Raw genomic sequence first — 20,381 nt, forward strand, 5'->3', positions numbered from 1 at the left:
GTGAAGGCCTCCTTGAGGGACCCAGAGTCCCTCAAGGAGGCCTTCACGGACTTCCCCGCATGTATAACGACCTATACGGTCGGGCGGAGTGAGTCCGACGCGGTTAGGCTCGGACCATGATCAGCAAAGAAGTCGGTGACCTGCGAGAACTCTTCCGGTCCGGCGTCACGAAACCGGTGGCCTGGCGGCGGAAGCAGCTCGCGGGCCTGCGTGCGCTCCTGACCGAGCAGGAGGACGTCTTCCTCAAGGCGCTCTACGCCGACCTGCGCAAGAACGCCGTCGAGGCCAAACGCGCGGAGATCGCGCTCGTGCGCAACGAGATCGATCACACGCTGGAGAATCTCGACTCCTGGCTGAACCCGGAGCCCGCCGACATCCCGCGGCCGCTGCGCCCGGGCGACGCTCGGGTCGTGCGTGAGCCGCTCGGCGTCGCGTTGATCATCGGGCCGTGGAACTACCCGCTGCAGCTGGTGCTCGCGCCGCTGGTCGGGGCGCTGGCAGCGGGGAACTGCGCGATCGTGAAGCCGAGCGAGCTGTCCCCGAACACCTCGGCCGCGATCGCCGAGCACCTGCCGGGCTACGTCGAAGGCGTCCGCGTCGTCGAGGGAGCGATCCCGGAGACGACGGCGTTGCTGGAGCAGAAGTTCGACACGATCTTCTACACCGGGAACGGGACCGTCGGCCGGATCGTCATGACCGCGGCGGCGAAACACCTCACGCCGGTCACGCTCGAACTGGGCGGGAAGAGCCCCGCGATCGTCGAGCCGGGAGCGGATCTCGCCGTGACCGCGCAGCGGCTCGCCTATGGCAAGTTCGCCAACGCGGGCCAGACCTGCGTCGCGCCCGACTACGTCCTCGCGATCGGCGACACCGGCCCGAAACTGGCGCGGCATCTGGCCGAGACCGTCGAGGCGATGTTCGGCGAGGACCCGGCGACCAGCGACTCCTACGGCCGGATCATCTCGACCCGGCACTACGACCGGCTCGCCGCGTTGCTGGAGGACGGGACCGCGGTCGTCGGCGGCAAGGCCGATCGCGACGAGAAGTACATCGCGCCCACCGTGCTCACCGGTGTCTCCCCGGACGCGCCCGTGATGCGGGACGAGATCTTCGGCCCGATCCTGCCGATCATCGAGGTCGCCGACCTCGACGCGGCGTTGGCGTTCGTCAACGAACGCGACAAGCCGCTGGCGCTGTACGCCTTCACCGAGTCGGACGAGACGAAGCGCCGGGTCGAGACGGAGACGTCGTCCGGTGGTCTCGTGTTCGGCGCGGCGATCATCCATCTCGCGGCGCCCGAACTGCCGTTCGGCGGGGTGGGGGAGAGCGGGATGGGCCGCTATCACGGGCGCTATTCGATCGACAACTTCAGCCACGTGAAGGCGGTGCTGGACAAGCCGCTCGAGTAGACCTCGCCGAGCCGAGGTATGAGGTCTGTCGGGTCGGCTGTTCCCGATCCTGTTCCCCATGTCGCCTGGCACTTTGGCTTACCCCTCGGCAGAACCCACCGTGCGAGACCCACGCGGCGCGGGCGGAGGCGGGACCGTCTTCGCCAGCACGATGTCCGCCAGCCGGATCGTCGCGAGCCCGCGTTTGGTCTCCACCGTGCATTCCGCGTCGTCACGGGAGCGCAGGTAGCCGAGCGCGTCGGTGAAGCCGGCCTCGATCCGGTACCGCACGACGACCCGCGTGCCGACCGGGACGTCCGGAAGGGTCACCGGTTCAGGTGCGCGGTGAGTTCGTCGTCGCTCGGCTCGACCAGGTGGGTGCCGTCCGGCCAGACGATGGTCGGGATCCGCCGTTCACCGTTCTGCAGCGCTCGCACGGTTTCCTCGGCGCCGGTGTCCGCCTCGACGTCGACGTAGGCGTATTCGACGCCCTTCGCGTCCAGCAAGGCACGGCTGCGTTTGACGTCGGGGCACCAGCCGGCGCCGTACACGGTGAGGTCGCTCATGGATCACAGCATGCCAGGTCGCGGTCCGGCGGCGTGTTCGGCGAGGGCCGAGCGGTCGGCGAGACCCGTCTTGGCGAGCAGGCTCGCGACGTGTTTCTCGACCGTCCTGGGCGAGATGTGCAGCCGGGTGCCGATGTCCTTGTTGCCCATGCGCTCGGCGAGCAGCAGCAGCACCTCGTACTCGCGCACGGTGACGCCGGCCGCGCGCAGGTCGCCGGGGACCCGGTCGACACCGGCTCGGCGCTGGCGGACGGGGGCGCCGAGTTTCCGGAGCAGGCTCCGGCAAGCGCCCGCGACCGCCTGGATGTCCCGGCCGTGGAAGTACTCCTCGGCCTCCTTGAGCCAGCTCGCCGGATCGCCCCAGCCGTCGGCCGCGGCCGGTTCGGCGATCAGCCGGAGTCCGAGGTGCCGGGCCAGAGGGTAGGGCGCCGACGTCTCCAGTGCGGCGGCCACCGCCCGCCCGGCTTCCGCCGTGTCGCCTCGCCTGCCGTGCTCGACGGCGTGCGCGAACTCGACGAACTGCCGGTTCCAGCGCATCCCGCTCACGGCGGAGCCGTCCTCGGGGCAGTCGGCGCCGCCGAGCGTGTCGAGGAGCGTGCTGAGTCCGTGCTGACCGGCGAGGTGGAACCGGCTCGGCCGCCTGCCCTCCAGGTCGATGACCTGGTCGAGCTCGCGGCGAGCCCGGTCGAGATCCTCCTCCAGCAGGGAACAGAAGACCCGCGCGAGCCCGATGCTCAGCACCATCTCCTGCGCGTTCTCGCCGCCGCTCTCCCGGAAGTCCACAAGGGCCTGTTCCATCGCCGGGCGGTCCGCGCGGTGCCCGGCCGACATCGCCCTGGTCATGTGCGCGTACTGCAGCAACGCGGTCAGCCGGAGCCTGCCGAGCACGGCGAGGTTCTCCTCCAGCAGCGCGTGCGCGGTCCCGAACTCGCAGCGCAGGATCGCGTGCATGGTGCGGACGGAGTCGACCGCGCAGTGCAGCGTGATCGATCCGGTCCGCTGGGCGTCGGCGCGGGCGAGCAGCAAGGTCTGTTCGTCACCGTTCATCAGCACGCGATGTCCCCCGAGCCGCACCAGCGCCTGGGTGCGGAGGTGGTGCAGGTGGTTGTCCTCGGCGGTCCGCCGCGCGAGCTGCATGTAGCGCTCCGACTCGGTGAGGTCACGCGGCAGCGCGAGCATGCCGAGCACCTGGAGCGCTTGGCAGACGACGAACGGCTGCTCGGTCTCCTCGGCCACTTTCCACGCCTGGCGCGCTAGTCGTTCCGCGGTGCCGGTCCGGCCGGGGACGTCGAGCCAGAGGTTCGCTTCGACGGCGTCGAGCGCGGCCTGCTGGGCGGGCGAGATCGCCGAGCCGAGGGGAGCGCGGGCCCGTTCGATCTGGCCGAGGCATTCGTCGTGGCGTCCGGCGATGTAGGCGGCCCAGGCCAGCTGGGTGTGCAGTTTGGCGGCTCGTTCGAGCGTGCCGATCTCGCCGAAGCCGTCCGAAAGCTCGACGGCGCGGTCGAATTGCCCGGTCTGCCCGAGTGCGTACAGCAGGGTCTCCAGCACTTCGGCCCGGTCGCCCGCGTCGGCCCCGGCGAGCAGGTCGACAGCTTTGGTGAGCATCGTGACCGCGGAGTCCGCGGCTCCGGCGTCGAGAGCGCGGCGACCGGTCTCCGCGAACAGGTGGCCTGCCGCCCGCTCGTCCAGCGCGGTCAGGCGGAGCGACGCGACGAGCGCGCACAGATCGCCTGGCAGGCCCGGGTACAGCTTCTCGACGGCGTCGGCGGCCTGACGGGCGAGGTCCGCCTTCCGCGCCGGCGACTGCCGGGCCAGCAGTGCTTCCGCGGTCAGCGGATGCCGGAACGCGTACCAGCCGGCCGTCGTCTCGTCGGTGGTCACCAGGTTCGCCGAGACCGCGGCGCTGAGGTGGTTGTGCAGGGTCCGGTCGTTCGTCCCGGTGACCGTCTGCACCACCGACAGCGGGAAGCGCCGTCCGATGATCGCGGCGACCGACAGCAGTTCGCCCGCCTGCTCGCCGAGTTGCTCCATCCGGAGGCCGATGCTGGTGACCAGCGCGGCGGGCACGCGGGCACGGAGTTCGCCGATGACGCGCCACCCGTCCCGGCTCTCGACCAGCAGACCGTCGTTCACCATGCCGTGCAGCAGTTCCTCGACGATGAACGGCAGACCGGCGCTGTTGCGCCACAGCAGCTCCGCCGCGGGAGCCGGTAGGTAGTCCGGCTCGGTCTCCAGGCAGGCGGCGGCGAGGGCGCGGGTGTCGGAGAGGCCGAGCCGGTCGAGTTCGAGGACGGCGCAGCTCATCCGCTGGGCGCCGGAGGTCGCCAGGCGGAGGGCGTCGGAGGGTTCGTTACGGAGCGTGCCGACGAAGAGGGTCTGCGCCGCGGCCAGGTTGTCGACGAGGTATTCGAGGATGAACAGCGTCTCGGCGTCGGCGTCCTGGAGGTCGTCGAGTACCAGGAGCGCGCCGCGGTCGCGGCTGGTGACGGCCAGTAGCCGGAACACCGCTTCGGCCAGCACCATCAGGGAGCCCGATTCCCGTGGCCGGTCGCCGTGGCTCCAGTCGGGGATGAGCTGGGCGAGCACGGGGATGAACGGGTCGAGTTCGGCCACCTCGGGCGGGCCGCCGCCGCGGAAATGCGACAACAGTGCCTGGGTCAGCGGCCGGAACGGGACCAGCGGGCCGATCGAACTCGCCCGGCCCTGCAGGACCGGGATGTCCGCGGCGACCGCTCGTGAGGCGGCTTCGACGGCGAGCCGTGACTTGCCGATGCCGCCTTCGCCCACGAGGAAGATCGCGCCGCCGCTGCCCGCGATGGCGCGATCGAGAGCTCCGGAGAGCTCGGCCAGTTCGGCGTCACGGCCGATCATCCGCGACGAACGGATTCCCACCGCCGTGACTATAGCGAGCGGATTGCCGCGTCACGGCGAAAAGTCGATCACGAAGGCGGGCGGCGCGAACCCGCCTCCGTGAGCGCTTCTCAGATCCAGCCGCCGGTGAACACGCTGACGACGGAAGGCGATCCGGGGTCGCCGCCGGACAGGGTGGCGAGCGGGTTGGCGCTCAGCCGCGGCTTGCTGCCCGCCAGCGCGTGGTTGCGCGAACCGACCTCGAGGGCGCGCGGCAGGTTCACGGCGCCGAGGGCGTCTTCGGTGGCGGGCAGGTCTCTTTCGTACATTTCGGTTTCTTCTCCTCGTTATCGGTTTACCGGCGGGATGACGGTGGCCGCGGGATGCGGCCGGTCGGGGCGGAGCAGGAGCGCGGACGGGACCCGGTCGCCGAACCCCAGCCGCAGCAGGCCGTAGCCGATACCCGCCAGGCCGCTCAGCAGCCCCGGCGCGGGGATCGCGCCGGGAGTCCCGCAGCGCGCACCGCGCTGGTCGATGGCGGCGAGCAGGTGACCGGTCCGGCGGCGCACCGCGGTGGCGGCGCCAGTGTGCCCGTTCTCCGCCAGCACGCACAACACTTCCAGCACTCCGGACTCGCCGTGGCAGAGGCTGAGATCCTTCAGCGGTGCCCCGTCGGTCAGCTGTTTGATCGTCCGGTCCAGATCCCTGGCGTGACCGGGATCGGGCAGGTGGGCGGCTTGGCCGAGCGCGGCGCCGGAGAGGCCGTCACACCAGCCGCCGGTGCTTTCCGCCCGATCGTCCGCCTTTCCGGGTGGTTCTTCGCCGGTCCGGCCGTGTGCCCGCAGGACCCAGTCGATCCCGGCCGAACCGCGCGCGAAACCGGTCCCTTGTGGACGTTCGCGGTCGAGCAGCTGTCCGGTGTAGCGGTCCGCCTTCGTCAGCGCCGCGTCCAGTCCTGTTTGGACATAGACCGAGCGCATCGACGCGACGCCGCCCGCCAGCCCGGTCGTGAATCCGGGCGGCGTGCCGGTGGTGGCCTCGGGCATGAGGTCGACGGCCTGTTCGATCAGGTCGCCCGCGGGAAGACCGACCAGCGTGCTGAGCCGGGCAACCGTGTACGCGACGCCGCCGAGCCCGAGGAGCCCGCCGCAGCCGGCGGTGGCGGCCAGCTCGGGGTCGTCCCGGAGAGTGGCGAACAGGCCCGGGAGCGGTCTGATCGCGTACGCGGCCAGATCGCGGTAGCGCGCGATCCCGGTCAGCTCGGCGAGCTGGGCGAGGAACAGCGCGACACCGCAGTAGCCCTCGCCGAGTCCCGCGCCCATCGGCAGCACGGTCCAGTAGCGGTCGTCGACGAGCTCGATCCCGAGCCAGTTGGAGCGGTGCTCGTCGGAGAAGGCGTTCGCGACGATGTGATCGGCGATCCCGCACGCGGTGACCAGCAGCCGTTCGGCGTCCGGGGCCTGGTTCGGCACCGCGGTTTCGGCGGTCTCGCCGCCGCCGTGATGCCCGGTGGTCGCCGTGCTGATGGCGAGGGTGGCCGAGATCAGCCATTCCTGGTCGCGCTGGTCGAGCGGATCCATGTCGGCGACCTTCGCCAGCACGGTGTCCAGTGACGGCCGGTCGACGATGCCTTCGACGCTGTCGCCGCGCGAGTCCAGCAGCGACGTCGAGCCGGGGTTCGAGGTGAACATCGGGACGTCGCCGTTCCACAGGTCGGCCCGTTCGTGCGGTACGAGCCGCAGCAGCTTGTCTTCGCCCGCCGAGTCCTCTTCGAGCAGGTCGAACGCGCGGTCGCGGTCGGCGGCGTCGCGCAGGAGATCGGGATGGGTGGTCTCGTCCAGCAGGCGGAAGTAGAAGTTCGTCGGCCGGATGAGCACCCGGATGGGGTCCTCGGAGCAGCGCCGGAGCTGCTCGGCGAGTTCGTCCCGCGCGGTGGAGATCGCGTCGTAGCCGTGCCGGAATCCGGCCAGCAGCGCCGCGCTGTGCTCGGCGGGGGAGACGTCGCGGCCGTCGAGGCGGGGGAGGTTGTTCCCGCCCGCGAGTTCGCCGGGTACCCGGACCAAGTGCATCCTGTCGGTGCCCGGATCGGCCCAATCGACCCGGTCGGTGGGCAGTCTGCCCCCGTGTCCGGCGAGCCCCGAGATGTCGACGGCGCCGTGCTCCCCGGCGAAGAGCTGGGGGAGCAGCAGGGTGCGCTGGACAGATCGCGCGAGCATCGCCGCCGCGGGATCGCCCTCCGCCGGATCGGGCGGCGAGGGCTGGAACAACGTCTCGATGTCGATCAGCACGGGCTGGTCGGCGCAGGCGATGATGTTCTCGTAGTGGACGTCGGTGGCGTCGAGCGCGTGCAGGAGCGCCAGGAGGATGCCCTGGCGGCGGTAGAAACGGTCGACGTCGGCGATGTCGGCGCACGGCCGGTGCTCGACGAACCGGAGCCAGCCGTACCCGTCGCGAGGCAGGGCGTCGGCGGTCCGCAGTTCGAGACCGGGCAGCCGTTTGTTCAGCAGGTCGACGACGTCGGTGAACCGTTCGTGCAGGATCAGCGGGCGCGGTTTGTAGATCACCTTGGCGCCGCCGGAGAACCGGAGCAGTTTGACCGCGCGTCCTCGGGCGTGGGAGTCGCCGATCCCGCCCGACACCTCGACGAGGGTGCCGAGTTCGCCGTCCACGACCGCACCGGGCAGCGCGGTGGCGTCGGCGGAGAACCGGGCCAGCGTTTCGGCGTGGGCCTCGGCGGCGTGGACGCAGGCCTGCGCGAGGAGCCGGGCCAGGACCGGGTACTCGCTGAACAGCCGGACGAGCCCGGCCGGGGTGGACTGCCGTCGCACGAAGTCGGTGAAGCGCTCTTCAGCCGTCTCGCCCTGGAGCGTCCCGGCCTTACGGGCACGGTGGAGTTCGAGGACCAGCGTGCGCACCGAAAGCTTGAGCAGATGCTGGTCGAGTTGAGCCGCGAAACCCCGGCGGAGTGCTTCGACGTCGGCGTCGGCGAGGTCGTCGGGCACCGCGACACGGCAGGCGGCGTCGACGAACGACCTGAAGACCCCGGCGAACTCGACACGCCAGTCACCGACTGGGGGGCGCTTCGGCAGAAGCGTGGTGACAGCGTGTTCGGCGAAGTCCGCCCATGCGGGCTTGTCCGCTTTCAGTTCGCGCGGGGTCTGGCCGTGCACCCACCACTCCAGCGGCAGGGACGTCGCCGATGTCTGGGGCGTCACACCAAGCATGGTTTCAGCTCGGCCGGATACGCACATGGGGGCGATACCCCCACATTCAGCGCACACACGAAGATGCCCGGAGAGTGACGACCGGGTAGTCGCACCGCGGAATATGGGGTCCCGGCACCCATGCGCGGGGACCGGTCCCGGGCCGACCATGGTCGGGTGGCGCGGCGGTCGAAGGGGGAGCGCCGCGGTACGGGGCGCGGGCCGGTTTTCTGGGGGTCCGGCCCGCGCCGCCTGAAGCGCCGGGCTACCGGATGACGAGCGGCCGGACGTCCGCGTTCCCGGTGGCCGGCCACAGCACCGCGTGCAGCTGGCCTTCGCCGTTGTCCGACACACCCACGATGTCGCCGCGGGTGTTGATGCCGTCGGCCTTGGTCCGGTGTCCGCCGGGCAGCGCGGACAGCACGGTCACGGTGCCGTCCGGGCTCCAGCGCAGCGCCTGTCCGGGGACTCCGGCGACACCGGATTCGTACCATCCCGCGACGACCCCGGCGCCGCTGATCCCGGTCGCCTCGCCGTGGTGGGCGCCCGCGGGCAGCGGCAACGTGGTGATCCGGCCGTCGGGGCTCCATCGGACGGGGTGGAATCCGGAGTAACCGACGATGTCGCCGCGTTCGTCGAGAGCGGTGGCGGCGGTGTACGTCTCGCCCGGAAGGCCCGTCAGCTCGGTCACGTTCCCGTCCGGGTCCCAGCGGACCGCGTGCAGGCCGGTGTTGCCGCTGGGGCCGGTACTGCCGATGATCACCCCGCGGTTGTCGATCGCGCTCGCGCCGCCACCGGCGTCGCCGGACAGGACGGGCAAGAGGCTCGGCGTCCCGTCCTGGGCCCATCGCGTCGGTTGTGAGCTGCCGCGCCGGGACCGCGCGCTGCCGACGATCAGCCCGCTGTCGTTGATTCCCGAGGCGTGTGAGCGGTGCGTGTGGTTTTCCGGCATCTTGAGCGTCGTGATGGTGCCGTCCCGCTCCCAGCGGATCGCGCGGTCTTTGTCCTTCGACCTTCTGTCGATGCCGACGATGAGGCCTTGAGCGTTGATGCCGTTGGCCTTCAGGCGGTCGGTGCCCGGGGAGAGATCGGTGAGGGCGCCGGAGCGTGTCCAGGTGACCGGGTGCAGTGCGCCTCCCGGCTCGACGGATTCGCCGATGACCTGTCCTCGCGCGTTGATCGCGAACGCCTCGGCGTATTCGTACTCGGGGAGCGATCGCCCCAGATCGGTGATCTTGTTCGGCGCCGTCCACCGCGTGGCGTGCCGTCCGCGCACCGAGGTTTGTTCGGAGTCGCCCGCCACCACGCCGCGGGAGTTGATCGCCGTCCCCGTGCTCTGGCCGTGTCCCGGCAATGTGCCGAGATCGGTGATCGCGCCCTTGGCGTCCCACACCACCGCGGAGTGATGCCCACCGCCGATGCCGGAGAGGCCGGTGACGACACCGGAGTCGTTGATCGCCCTGGCGCCGCCCACCGGGTCCTCGGGGTGGAGGTAGGGCAGCGCGGTGGCGGTGCCGTCCGGTCCCCAGCGCACGGGATGGGCGCCGGAACCGCCCACGACGACTCCGGCGTTGTTGATGCCTTCGGCCGAGCCGCGATCGTCGCCGGGAAGCGGGGCCAGCGGGACGATCGTGCCATCGGGCTCCCAGCGCACGGCCTGGCTGCCGGAGGTCCCGACGATCACGCCCGCGTCGTTGATCGCCGTGGCCGTCGACTGGGAGTCGCCCGGTGCCAGGGGAAGCAAGGTCATGACGCCGTTCGCGTCCCACCGCGCCGCGCGCCGGAACGGCGAGGTCGCGACGGTGCCGGCCACGACACCGCCGTCGTTGATCGCGGTGGCTTCCGAGATCCCGAAGGGATCGGGCGAGCTCAGTTCGGCGAACGAACCGTCCGGGCGCCACAGCGCGGGCCGCTGCGTGGACTGGTCGTCGTAGGCCGAGCCGACGACGAAGCCCTTTGCGTTGATCGCCCGCGCCTCGCCTCTGGAGTGCCCGCTCGGCACCGCGAGCCGGACCATCGTGCCGTCGGGATTCCAGCGCACGGCGATCGACGACTCGACGGCGGTGCTGTAGTCGCCGACCAGGGTGCCCGAGTCGTTGATCCCAGTGAGGCGGCTGTAGCTGTCGCCGGGGAACGCGCCCAGATCGACGACCGTCGCCGGTGCTCCCGCCGCCTCTTGCGCGCCGCCCGTGACAAGGCCGCCGCCGAGCAGAAGGACCGAGGAAAACCTGCACAGCAAGAACTTTCTCCGCACCACGTGAACCCCTCCCGATTCGCCCGAGTGCGCCGATCACCGGAGTATGGCGAAACCCGGGCGGCTGCGGGAACCGCCGATCGGACGCGGGCGCGCTCGTCCGCTCACGTCCGGGGACTTCGATGTCCACTGTGGATATACGAACCGTAATGGTCCATAAAGGACTCTCGGCGGGTGGCCTGCGGCAACCGGAGCCGCAGGTGCCTGCCCGCCGCGGATATCGGAGTGACGGGTGTCGGCAGGATGGCTAGTATCGGCGGTGATCATGGAGTGGATCAGCGGCAGATCGCCCGGCTTCGGACCGGGAGGGCGCGGGTTCGAGTCCCGCCTCCATGTTCATCCTGGAGTGGTTCAGCGGTAGAACACCCGGCTCGTAACCGGGAGGGCGCGAGTTCGAATCTCGCCTCCAGGTCTCGATGGACAAGGGGAGACCGGTGGACGAGGGGCAGTTCGGCTACGCGTACGGCCAGTTGCGCCGCGCGCTGCGGCACGCGGGCACCGATTCGGCACGGGCGGCGAGCTGGCGTGCCGTGCTCGACGGGATGGCCGACGGCACGCTGACCGTCGGCTCCCGCACGCCGGTCGCCGACACTCCGGCCTGGGTGACACTCGAAGTGCTGCACGGCGGGTTCGCCAGCGGCCGGTACCTCGCCGAAGAACCCTTGCGCGAAGACGAGATCGAGCTGCTCCGCGCGTTGCCCGACGGCGTGCCCGGAACGACCGATCGGGAGCGGCTGAACCTCTACCACCTGACCGACGAAGGCCAGGCAGTGCTGCTCGGCGCGCTCGCGGCCGGGACGTACCGCGTCGAGATCCCGGAACACGCCGCACTGATGACGGTCGCGTGGCTGCTCGCGCACGACCACAACGAGGCGGCGCTCGACCTCGTCGCCGCGGCGCGCCCGCTCATGCACCGGCTGAGGATGACGCCGGTCCTCGGCGAGCCGTCCGTTCCCGCCGGTTCCGTCGTCAAGCTCCAGTCCGTCGAGCAGGTCAAGACCTCTTTGCGCGCGATCAGGACGCCGTCCGCGATCGACATTATGCGCGCGAGGCTGCGGGAGCGGCCACTGTACGACCGGCTCGTCGAGCTCTGGTGCGACACCGTCGAGGGCGAACTGCCCACACTGCACGACGACGGTGTCGTCGCGGGCGGCTGGCCGTGCCGTGTCTGGCCCGCGGACTGGAGCACGCGCCGGACGGCGTTGCTCGCCGAAACCGAAGGCGTCAAAGCACATCCTCGCGCGAACTTCACCCGGCTGCGGACCGCGTTGGCCGCGTGCGAAACGGACAGCCGTTCGCTGAGCGCGCGGGACGTCGGCTGGGTACGCCGCGCGCTCGCCAACACCATCGGCAGGCACGGCGCACCCGGCTCCGACCAGCGGACGGCGCTGCGCGAGGACGGGCTTTCGGTCGCGGGGAGGCCGACCCGCGCCGAACTCGCGGAAGCCGTCGCCGTCCGCCTCGACGCGTACCCGGACGGCGGTGGAGTCCCGTCGCTCGAACCGATCACCGCGGACATCGACGGGTGGACCGTCCCGGACGGTCTCGTCGTGAAGGTGGCCAGGGCGTGGGAGGCCCCGGTCGAGGAATTGGTCGCGCGCGACGTGATCACCTCCGGCGAGGTGCTCGCCACCGTGCTGCCGCAGATCACCGCGTCCCTGCTCGCGGCGAACATCGAAGATCCGGCGCTGTCGGCGCTGTACGCACGGACGTACGCCGCTTTCCGGCGCCGTCGCAGCCTGTTGCTGGTCGATCTCGCGACCCAGGTCGGTTTCACCGAACTGCCCTGGGTGGCCGCGACCGAGCCGCTGAGGGCGCATCGGCGTGACACCGCCGAGGCCGCGCGGCAGACCCTCGCCCAGACGACGATGCTCGCGCTCACCGCGTTCCCGCACGCGATCCTGCCGAACCCGCTGGTGAGCGAGTTCACCGCGCTCGCCAAGCAGGCGGGTTCGCCGATGCCGTTGGTCGAGGAAGTCGCGGCGGACATCTTCATGGGCACCTTCACCACGAAGTTCCGCGACGCCGCGCTGATCGCGAGCCGGGTCATGGCGGGCTCGCTGTACGCGCGGTACTACGACCTGCCGGAAACCTGGTCGGAAGAGGCCACGACGCGGTGGGGTCGCAAGACCGCCGACGATTTCGCGAAGGTGTGCAGAGAAAGGGCGGCGGAGGCGCATCGCGGACGTGTGTCCGGCGTGGCCGCGAACGGCACCGTCCTGGAGCAGGGGCAGATCGTCACCACGCACAACCTGGCCGTGCTGGCCGACGGGCTCGGGCTGTGGGATCAGCTGACGGCGCTCGCACCCGGCCTCGCGACGCGCTCGCTCGGCTGGGCGCTACGCCGCGCCGCGGTGCCGACCACCGACAGGCACGCCGCGTTGACGGCGGTCAAGAACGCGGCTTACGCGTGGCGGCAGGGGATCTTCTTCCTCAGCTTCTGTGACACCGAGAAGCAGCGGACCGTCGTCGACGAACTGCGCCCGCAGCCGGCGGGCACCGATCTCGGACCGGCGGTGGACGGGCTCGCCGCCATCGTCGCGGGATATCGGTTCGACCCCGATGGGACAGTCCACAAGGGACGTCGCTGGCTCGGCTGGGGCGGTGGCCGGTGGGTGGGCGTGCGGTGAACGGGCGGTTGATCCACACCGGACAGGTGGTGCTGGACCTGGTCATGCGGGTTCCGGAGCTGCCGGTGCCCGGCGGCGATGTCATGGCGTCCTCGATGGACTTCCTGCCGGGCGGCGGATTCAACGTGATGGCGGCGGCCGCCAGGGCGGGCGCGGACGTCCTCTACGCCGGTCTGCACGGCACCGGCGGCTTCGCCGATGTCGCCCGGGCGGCGATGGCCGCCGAGGGCATCGCGCTCGCGCACGCGCCATCCGCCGAGGGTGGCACGGGGATCGTGGTGGCGCTGGTGCAGGACGACGGCGAGCGCACGTTCGTCACCGGACCAGGTGCCGAAGGCCGGATGCCGCCCGGCCTGCTCGACGCGATCACGCCGACCGACAAGGACGTCGTGTACGTCACCGGGTACAGCTTGCTGCACGAGACGAACTCGCGAGCGCTCATCGACTGGCTGCCGCGCACCGGCGGGGCCACCGTGCTGTTCGACCCCGGACCGCTCGCCGGGAAGATCCCCGCCGCCGAGCTCGCGGCGGTGCTGGCGCAGGTGGACATCCTGAGCTGCAGCGCCGGGGAAGCGAAGACCTTAGAGGAGGCCGGCGAGCACGTCGAGGTGCTCATCGTCCGCGAGGGACCCGCCGGATGCCGGGTCGTCACGGGCGGCCGGAGTGTCACCGTGCCCGGTTTCCCGGTGGCCACCGTGGACACCAACGGAGCGGGAGACGCTCACTGCGGGGTGCTCGCCGCCGAAGTGCTGGCCGGGACCGGACTGCTCGAAGCCGCGCGCCGGGCGAACGCCGCCGCCGCGATCGCGGTGACCAGGCACGGTCCGGCCACCTCGCCCGCCAGGGCCGAACTGGACGCCTTTCTCCGGTGAGCGTCCGCGGCTGCTGTGGGCTGGGACAACATCCGGAGCCGCCACGTGGTTCCTCGGGCATGATCGGCTCATGCGCGTCCTGTCGGAGAGTCAGCTCGGTTCCGTTTTGGCTGGCGTTCCCGCGCCGCGGCCGCGGGTGGTGGTGAGCGGGAACTTCGCCACGCCGATGCGGGCCTTGAAGGTCCTGGACGCGGCGCTGGCCGAGTACCGGCTGTTCGCCTTGAACGCGCAAGCCGGCATGCCGGACCGTCCAGGCGTGCTGCTGGAGACACCGTTCGTGGGCGCCGGGATGCGCGGCCGCCCCGGGCTGCGGTACTTCCCGTCCCGGTTGTCGCTGGTGCCGCGGTTGCTCAAGCACTCGCTGCCGCCGGACGTCGTCCTGCTGCACACCTCGGCTCCGGTGGACGGCGCGGTGTCGCTGGGCACGGAGGTGAACATCCTGCCCGCGGCCGTCGAGGCGGTGCGGGCCCGCGGTGGCCTGGTCATCGCGCAGGTCAATCGCGAGATGCCGTTCACCTACGGCGACGGCCTGGTTCCGGTCGACGAGATCGACTACGTCATCGAGGCGGACGAACCGCTCCTGTCCCCGGTTCCGCGAGCCGCGGGGGACACGGCACGGACCATCGGCGAGCGGGTGGCGGGGCTGGTCGCGGACGGCGCGACCCTGCAACTGGGCATCGGCGGGATCCCGGACGCGACCCTGGCGGCGGTGACCGGACGGCGCGGACTCGCGATCTGGTCGGAGATGTTCAGCGACGGCGTGCTCGCGCTCGACCGTGCCGGGGCCCTCGATCCGGCGGAACCGATGACGGCGTCGTTCGTGTTCGGCAGTGCCGAGCTGTACCGCTGGCTCGACCGCAATCAGCGGATTCGTCTGCTGCGCACGGAAAAGACGAACGATCCGGCCGTGATCGCCCGGCAGCGCGGTCTGGTCTCGGTCAACAGCGCCCTCGAAGTGGACCTGTTCGCGCAGGCCAACGCGAGCCGGGTGCGCGGGGCGATCTACTCGGGATTCGGCGGGCAGACCGACTTCGTGGTCGGGGCGTTGCACTCGCCGGGCGGCCGGGCGATCATCGCGCTGCCGTCGTGGCATCCGAAGGCCGACGTCTCGACGGTCGTGCCCCGGCTGGCCGGGCCGGTGACGTCGTTCCAGCACAGTTTCCTGGTCAGTGAACACGGCGTCGCGACCATCTGGGGCAACGACGCGAGCGAGCAGGCGCGGCAGATCATCGACCACGTCGCGCATCCGGCGGCCCGGGAAGAACTCGTGACGCGAGGCAGAGAGCTGGGGTTCACCCTTTCGTAGGGTGAATCGGGCCCGAATACCGAAACCCGGTCGGGGGACACGGTTGTGTCCCCCGACCGGGTCGCAAACACGGAGGGGCCGACCCGCGCCAACAGACCGGCCCCCGTCAAACCCTGTGTCTAGAGCGTCAGACCAGCCAGCCGAGCACGTGAGCCAGGTGCGCGAGCAGACCCGAGATCAGGTCGTGGCCGTGGTGCACGTGCTGGGTGAACATCTGCATGTGAGGGGCTCCTTGTTCGGATTTCGTGTTCGGTTGTTGCTCTCGCGAGGAGCGATCGAAGATTTTCACCGGGTTGGCGAACTGTCAAAAAACGATTTCCCGGGCGGACGGGGAGTCATGAATCTTCCCACGATAAACACGTAAGTCTTTCGGGTTTTGCGCCAGGGGTGGGTTTCCCGGGTCCTGACACTGTGGGTAGCAGGGCCGAGGCGGGTCGATGTGGAAGCCAGTCCTCCGCTACGGCAAGTGGGCGTGCGCGTGACACGAAACGGTGATCCACTTGCCACGAATGGTGAATCAGCGAGAATCACCGATACGGGTGATGGGTGACGGCCGGGAAGGCGCCTCCCTCAGCCGCCGACCCGCGATGAGGGGTGGATGGCCGCGCCGGATTCGTAGAGTTCCAGCGGAAGGGTGCTGATCGTCCGGGTCTTGGGATCGAGATGACGGCAGGAAATGCCGGGCACGTGGATCCACTGGCCCATGATCGACGACCCGGACGGCCGCCGTCGCGTCGAGCTGAATTCGAAGCGCACGTGCTCGGGCATGTCACAGGCTTCGTATTCGGTGTTGTTCTGATATCGCAGCACCGACTCGACCTGGTCGCGGATGATCGGCCCGGCCCTGAGGTCCGCGTTGTAGGAGATGGTGCCTTGTTCGGTGCGGCCGTCCGTTATGCCGGTCCCCTGGAATTTGATGTCGCGCAGGCCGTACTCGTACTTCTCGCCGAGGTAGGTCACCGTGCAGGTCAGTGTGGTGGTGCGGCCGGGGTCGAGTGTGGGACAGGACGAGCGCGCGCCCGCGTCGACGCGACTGGCGAAGCGGGTCACCTTTTCCAGCGCTTCCCAGCCGAGTCGCTCCCGCAGGGGCGCGGAGGCCGCGGGTTTGGGCGGCAGGCCGCTCAGATCCGGTTCGGGGTAGTTCGCCGGGATCTTGCCCTGGCGCAGCGATGAAAGGTCGACCGGCGGCGCCGTACTCGTGGGCGCCGTGCTCGTCGTCGAGGACGGTGGGGCACTGGGCGGGGGAGCGGCGGTGGGTGTGCTGCAGGCGGCAGTGAGCAGCAGTGCCGCTCCCGCCGAGAATCGGGCGCCCGCCGACCGTGCCGGCCGCGGCAGGTCCCGGCGACCCGCATCGATGGCTTTCACGGCATTGCGAATCACGCCGGTCATCTCCGCTCTCCCCACTGCGATGACCAGGCCCCCCGGTCTTTGGGGAAAGGAAAATAGCACGGGAAACGGTCGTGGCGTCAGCGTGAGAAATGCCGTCCCCCAGTGCCGAAGGTTGTGTCGATTGCTCCTGAAACGACAGTGCGGAACTGCGAAACGGCGCCCGGCGCCAGCGCTAGTATCCTGTTCGACAGAACGACTACGACCACAGCCGAGGACCACGAGTGATTGCCGAGTCCACCTTCGTCATTCCGCCGGAGATCGAGGCGCGTCTCCTTGCCGGTGAACTGAACCGCTATGGCAGCGTGGTGCGTGACACCGCCGGACGCATCGTGGTCCACCTCAAGGAAATCTCCCTTCCCGAGCCGAATGGGGATGTGGTCGAAGCGGCAGCCCGGCTGCTGAACAAGCCGATCGTCATCGCGGGGTTCGCCACGCTGGCTGTCGTCGGGACGGCCGTCACGATCGCCCGCAAGCGGAAGCAAGCGTTGCCGGAGTGCGCCAAGAACGACAACGAGTCACGTCGCGTCTACCTCGCGGTCGTTCGCGACCAGAGCCTCGACGACGCAGCCTGATCGACTCGGCGCCAGGCAGGTCCGGAACCGGCCGCCGGTTCCTCAGGTCGCGTCCGGATCGAACGGCGCTCGTTCCCCTGCGGCCAGCGGAGCGCCGGCGTCACGGGAAGGGAAAGCGCCGGAAGACTCCGCGTTCTTGGGCGAAGGTGTGTCGTCGAACAGGTAGCGGCCGACCGCGGTTCGCGGATCGAGTGAGCGCAGCGCTCGAAGGTCCTGCAGCGGTTTGCGGAGTTCCTGGTACTCGGCGCCGAGTTCGGTGCGCAGCTGAGTCTGGGCACCGGTGGCGAACTCCCGTGCCTTGGTGAGGGTACGGGCCAGCCATCGGGCGGCTTCCGGCAGCCGCTCGGGGCCGAGGACGAAAAGTCCGGCGACCAGCAGGACCAGCAGGTGCTCGAGGCTGAGACCGAACACGTCAGTTCTCCCTCACCGCAACGTCGTTGCCGTCATGGTAGACCGAGGGCAGGCAGTGGTGTCGGAAGGTGGCGGGTGATGGCGGTGCTTCGAGGTCGGCGTGTGATGGTGAGCTGCGTGCTCGCGGTCGTGCTCGCGGGGTGTGCCGGGCCGAACGATCCCCCGTCGCCGGCGACCGGTACGACCAGCACGTCGTCGGCGGCCGTCGACGGGAACTACGATCCCGCGCGGTTCGCCCCGCAGGTGAAGGCGCGGGCGGCCGAAGCCGAGGTGTCGCCCCGGCTGGTCATGGCGATCCTCTACAACGAGTCGTACAAGCCACATGATCCCGAACTCGAACGGCAGTGGCAGGAACTGAAGCCGGACGCGTCGTTCGGGGTGGCGAACATGCACAAGGCGGCCTACGAGCAGACCCGGCGAGGACGGGCGTTCGCCGGCCGGGCCTGGCAGGAACTGCCCGACGACCCCGACCTGGCGATCCGGGCGGCGGCCTGGTATCTGCACGACCTGGCCGCGCAGCTCCCGGGTAAACGCGCCGGGTCGCTCACGACGGAGGAATTGCTCGCGCTGGGCTACAACACCGGACCCGGCAACATGAAGGCCTTCGCCCGCGGGACGAAACCGGGTACCCAGGCGCAGTCCTATTTGGACACACTCCACGCCAACTGGGACAAGGCCGAAAAAGCTCTGCAGCCCGGATGAGACACGCCGGGCCGGTTCCGCCGGGAATCGACTACAGTCACTCTGTGTCATGAGGTCGGAGGAGGCCCGCGGATGCATTTGGTGATCGTCGACGACGAGACCGCGGTGCAGGACTCCTTGTCACGGACACTGCGGTTCGAGGGCTACACCGTTTCGGTGGCGGGCGACGGTGCGGTGGGGCTCGAGCTGATCCGTGGTGAGCACCCGGACGGCGTGCTGCTCGATGTCACGATGCCCGTGCTGGGTGGTCTCGATGTCTGCCGCGCACTGCGCGCCGAGGGCGACACGGTGCCGATCCTGATGCTCACGGCCCGGACCGGGGTGACCGACCGGGTCGCCGGGCTCGACGCGGGCGCCGACGACTATCTGGTGAAGCCGTTCGCGCTGCAGGAACTGCTGGCCCGGGTCCGTGCGCTGCTGCGGCGGACCGACTACAACGCCGCGACGGCCCCGGTCACGGCGTCACCGGTGCTCGCGTTCGCCGACGTGACACTGGACCCGGCGACTCGCGAGGTGTTCCGCGGTTCCCGGCCCTTGCAGCTGACGCGGACCGAGTTCGCGATGCTTCAGACGTTCCTGGGCAACCCGCGGATCGTGATGACCCGCACGGCGATGTTCGAGAAGGTGTGGGGCTACGACTTCGGGACCGCCTCCAACGGGCTCGACGTCTATGTGAGCTACCTGCGGCGGAAACTGGAAGCCGAAGGGGAGCCCCGGCTGCTGCACACCGTGCGGGGAGTCGGCTATGTCCTGCGTGAGGAGCCGCTGTGAGGCAGCCGCCCCGCTGGCGGGAGTTGTCGCTGCGGGGCAGGCTCGGGGTACTCGTGGCCGCGGCGGTGGCGATCGCCGTCGTCGCGGTGTCGGCGATCGCGTGGACCGTCACCCAGGCCGACCTCTACCAGCAATTCGATGCCAGGCTGGAGTCTTACGCGCAGCTGGCCGCGAAGTCGGCCACGCCGTCCGACGCGCTGGCCACGCTCAGCTCGGCTGACGGAACCTCTTCCGGCGCCGGGCCGGAAGGCGACGAAGGCGGGCTGACCGTCCAGTTCCTTTCCGCCGCGTCCGCGGTCACCGGGACCGCGGGGGCCAAGACGCTGATCCCGGTGACAGATCACGACAAAGCGGTCGCGGCAGGCACGATCGAGCGGGTGTCGGACGTCCGCCGGGTCGACGGAGGCCGGTTCCGGGTGTGGACGGTTCCGCGGCCCGGGGGAGGCGCCGTCCTGGTCGCCCAGGACGCCGAAGATGTCGAGGACACGCTGAAACGCCTGGGCGCGTGGCTGGTGGTCGTGTCACTGGCCGGGGTGCTGGGTGCCGCCGTGGCCGGCTATCTGATCGCCAGATCCGCGCTGAAACCGGTCGACGATCTGACCAGGGCGGCCGAGGACATCGCCAGGACTCAAGAGCTCTCGCCCGCCATCGACGTCGACGCGCGCGGCGAGATCGGCAGGCTGGCCAGGGCGTTCACCGACATGCTGACCGCGCTGGGGCGCTCGCGCGCCGAACAGCGACGGCTGGTCGAAGACGCGGGCCATGAACTGCGGACACCGTTGACCAGCCTGCGCAACAACATCGAACTGCTCATCCACGCCGAAGCCCACCCCGAGCGCCGGCTCTCGGACACGGACCGCTCCAAGCTCCTCGCCGATCTCGATGTGCAGGCCGTCGAGCTGACCGCGCTGATCGGCGAACTGGTCGACCTGTCCGGAGGAGAGCGGCCGAGCGAGCCCGAGGAGCGAATCGACCTGGCCGACGTCGTGCGCTCCGCGGTCGACCGGACCCGGTCGCGCTGGCCGCGGATCCAGGTCGACGCCGAGTTCGCGGGGATCGAGGTGGTCGCCCGCGAGGCGGGATTGGAGCGGGCCGTGCTGAACGTGCTCGACAACGCCGCGAAATGGTCACCGGAGGGGAGCACGATCCTCGTGACCATGTCCCGCACCGCCGCCACGGCGCGTGTCCGCGTCGAGGACGAAGGCCCGGGTATCGCCGAGCGCGACCTTCCGCACGTCTTCGAGCGGTTCTACCGGGCCGACGCCGCGCGCGCCCTGCCCGGCTCCGGGCTCGGCCTGGCGATCGTCGAGCAGGTACTCACTCAGCACGGCGGCCGCGCCGAAGCCGGGAACACCCCGTCCGGTGGCGCCCGGTTCGATCTCGTCCTGCCGGCGGCCGGTTCTTAGACAAACTCAGCGAGACCTTCATGGAACTCTCATGTAAGCCCGGAAGCCTGCGAAGTACGAC

Annotated in this window: 16 protein-coding genes and 2 tRNA genes; 10 read left to right on the top strand and 8 right to left on the bottom strand. The window is 70.3% G+C overall.

All coding sequences use genetic code 11. The annotated features are described in order from the left end of the window. Positions 1-116: 116 nt before the first annotated feature. Positions 117-1,409, top strand: a complete 1,293-nt coding sequence (locus AB0N89_RS07055; RefSeq protein WP_364201042.1) for an aldehyde dehydrogenase family protein — start codon at positions 117-119, stop codon at positions 1,407-1,409. A gap of 78 nt (positions 1,410-1,487) precedes the next feature. On the opposite strand, the gene AB0N89_RS07060 is transcribed toward AB0N89_RS07055, so the two are convergent. The 6 genes from AB0N89_RS07060 to AB0N89_RS07085 all read right to left on the bottom strand — a co-directional run bounded on the left by AB0N89_RS07060 (position 1,488) and on the right by AB0N89_RS07085 (position 10,261). Continuing rightward, positions 1,488-1,718 carry a ferrous iron transport protein A gene (locus tag AB0N89_RS07060; RefSeq protein ID WP_364201044.1) on the bottom strand — a complete coding sequence of 77 codons (231 nt, stop codon included), beginning with the start codon at positions 1,716-1,718 and terminating at the stop codon, positions 1,488-1,490. Beyond that, positions 1,715-1,954: a glutaredoxin domain-containing protein gene (locus tag AB0N89_RS07065; RefSeq protein WP_093935230.1), complete on the bottom strand. Its 240-nt coding sequence runs from the start codon at positions 1,952-1,954 to the stop codon at positions 1,715-1,717. Before AB0N89_RS07065 ends, AB0N89_RS07060 begins: the two co-directional genes overlap by 4 nt. A 3-nt stretch (positions 1,955-1,957) precedes the next feature. After that, entirely contained in the window at positions 1,958-4,846 is a 2,889-nt protein-coding gene (locus AB0N89_RS07070) for an AAA family ATPase (RefSeq protein WP_364201046.1), read from the bottom strand. A gap of 89 nt (positions 4,847-4,935) precedes the next feature. Next, complete coding sequence (locus AB0N89_RS07075) at positions 4,936-5,133, bottom strand: hypothetical protein (protein ID WP_364201048.1); 198 nt, start codon at positions 5,131-5,133, stop codon at positions 4,936-4,938. 18 nt (positions 5,134-5,151) lie between these two features. Continuing rightward, complete coding sequence (locus tag AB0N89_RS07080; RefSeq protein WP_364201050.1) at positions 5,152-8,028, bottom strand: type 2 lanthipeptide synthetase LanM family protein; 2,877 nt, start codon at positions 8,026-8,028, stop codon at positions 5,152-5,154. Between the two features lie 244 nt (positions 8,029-8,272). Then, positions 8,273-10,261, bottom strand: a complete 1,989-nt coding sequence (locus AB0N89_RS07085; RefSeq protein WP_364201052.1) for a hypothetical protein — start codon at positions 10,259-10,261, stop codon at positions 8,273-8,275. A gap of 264 nt (positions 10,262-10,525) precedes the next feature. On the opposite strand from AB0N89_RS07085, the gene AB0N89_RS07090 reads away from it, so the two are divergent. From AB0N89_RS07090 to AB0N89_RS07110, 5 genes are all read left to right on the top strand, one after another. After that, positions 10,526-10,597 (top strand) — tRNA-Arg (locus AB0N89_RS07090). A gap of 4 nt (positions 10,598-10,601) precedes the next feature. Further along, a tRNA-Thr gene (locus AB0N89_RS07095) sits at positions 10,602-10,673 on the top strand. Positions 10,674-10,695: 22 nt separating this feature from the next. Further along, positions 10,696-12,891 carry a hypothetical protein gene (locus AB0N89_RS07100; protein WP_364201054.1) on the top strand — a complete coding sequence of 732 codons (2,196 nt, stop codon included), beginning with the start codon at positions 10,696-10,698 and terminating at the stop codon, positions 12,889-12,891. Next, entirely contained in the window at positions 12,888-13,763 is an 876-nt protein-coding gene (locus AB0N89_RS07105; RefSeq protein WP_364201056.1) for a PfkB family carbohydrate kinase, read from the top strand. Before AB0N89_RS07100 ends, AB0N89_RS07105 begins: the two co-directional genes overlap by 4 nt. Positions 13,764-13,833: 70 nt before the next feature. Beyond that, positions 13,834-15,069: an acetyl-CoA hydrolase/transferase C-terminal domain-containing protein gene (locus AB0N89_RS07110; RefSeq protein ID WP_364201057.1), complete on the top strand. Its 1,236-nt coding sequence runs from the start codon at positions 13,834-13,836 to the stop codon at positions 15,067-15,069. 570 nt (positions 15,070-15,639) lie between these two features. On the opposite strand, the gene AB0N89_RS07115 is transcribed toward AB0N89_RS07110, so the two are convergent. Then, a complete protein-coding gene (locus tag AB0N89_RS07115; protein WP_364201059.1) occupies positions 15,640-16,458 on the bottom strand; it encodes a hypothetical protein in 819 nt (272 codons plus the stop codon). A 221-nt stretch (positions 16,459-16,679) separates the two neighbouring features. Here AB0N89_RS07115 and AB0N89_RS07120 point away from each other — a divergent pair, with 221 nt between their 5' ends. Then, complete coding sequence (locus AB0N89_RS07120; protein ID WP_364201061.1) at positions 16,680-17,030, top strand: hypothetical protein; 351 nt, start codon at positions 16,680-16,682, stop codon at positions 17,028-17,030. Positions 17,031-17,072: 42 nt separating this feature from the next. Here the strand turns inward: AB0N89_RS07120 and tatB are convergent, their stop codons facing one another. Continuing rightward, complete coding sequence (tatB, locus tag AB0N89_RS07125) at positions 17,073-17,441, bottom strand: Sec-independent protein translocase protein TatB (protein ID WP_364201063.1); 369 nt, start codon at positions 17,439-17,441, stop codon at positions 17,073-17,075. A 78-nt stretch (positions 17,442-17,519) separates the two neighbouring features. Here tatB and AB0N89_RS07130 point away from each other — a divergent pair, with 78 nt between their 5' ends. The 3 genes from AB0N89_RS07130 to AB0N89_RS07140 all read left to right on the top strand — a co-directional run bounded on the left by AB0N89_RS07130 (position 17,520) and on the right by AB0N89_RS07140 (position 20,320). Continuing rightward, positions 17,520-18,143: a transglycosylase SLT domain-containing protein gene (locus AB0N89_RS07130; protein WP_364201065.1), complete on the top strand. Its 624-nt coding sequence runs from the start codon at positions 17,520-17,522 to the stop codon at positions 18,141-18,143. A gap of 72 nt (positions 18,144-18,215) precedes the next feature. Next, positions 18,216-18,914 (top strand): response regulator transcription factor, encoded by a 699-nt coding sequence (locus AB0N89_RS07135; RefSeq protein WP_364201067.1) that lies wholly within the window; start codon positions 18,216-18,218, stop codon positions 18,912-18,914. Further along, positions 18,911-20,320 (top strand): HAMP domain-containing sensor histidine kinase, encoded by a 1,410-nt coding sequence (locus tag AB0N89_RS07140; protein WP_364201069.1) that lies wholly within the window; start codon positions 18,911-18,913, stop codon positions 20,318-20,320. Before AB0N89_RS07135 ends, AB0N89_RS07140 begins: the two co-directional genes overlap by 4 nt. Positions 20,321-20,381: the final 61 nt, after the last annotated feature.

Origin of the sequence: Amycolatopsis sp. NPDC089917, from assembly GCF_040684635.1 — a bacterium.
GTDB lineage: Bacteria > Actinomycetota > Actinomycetes > Mycobacteriales > Pseudonocardiaceae > Amycolatopsis.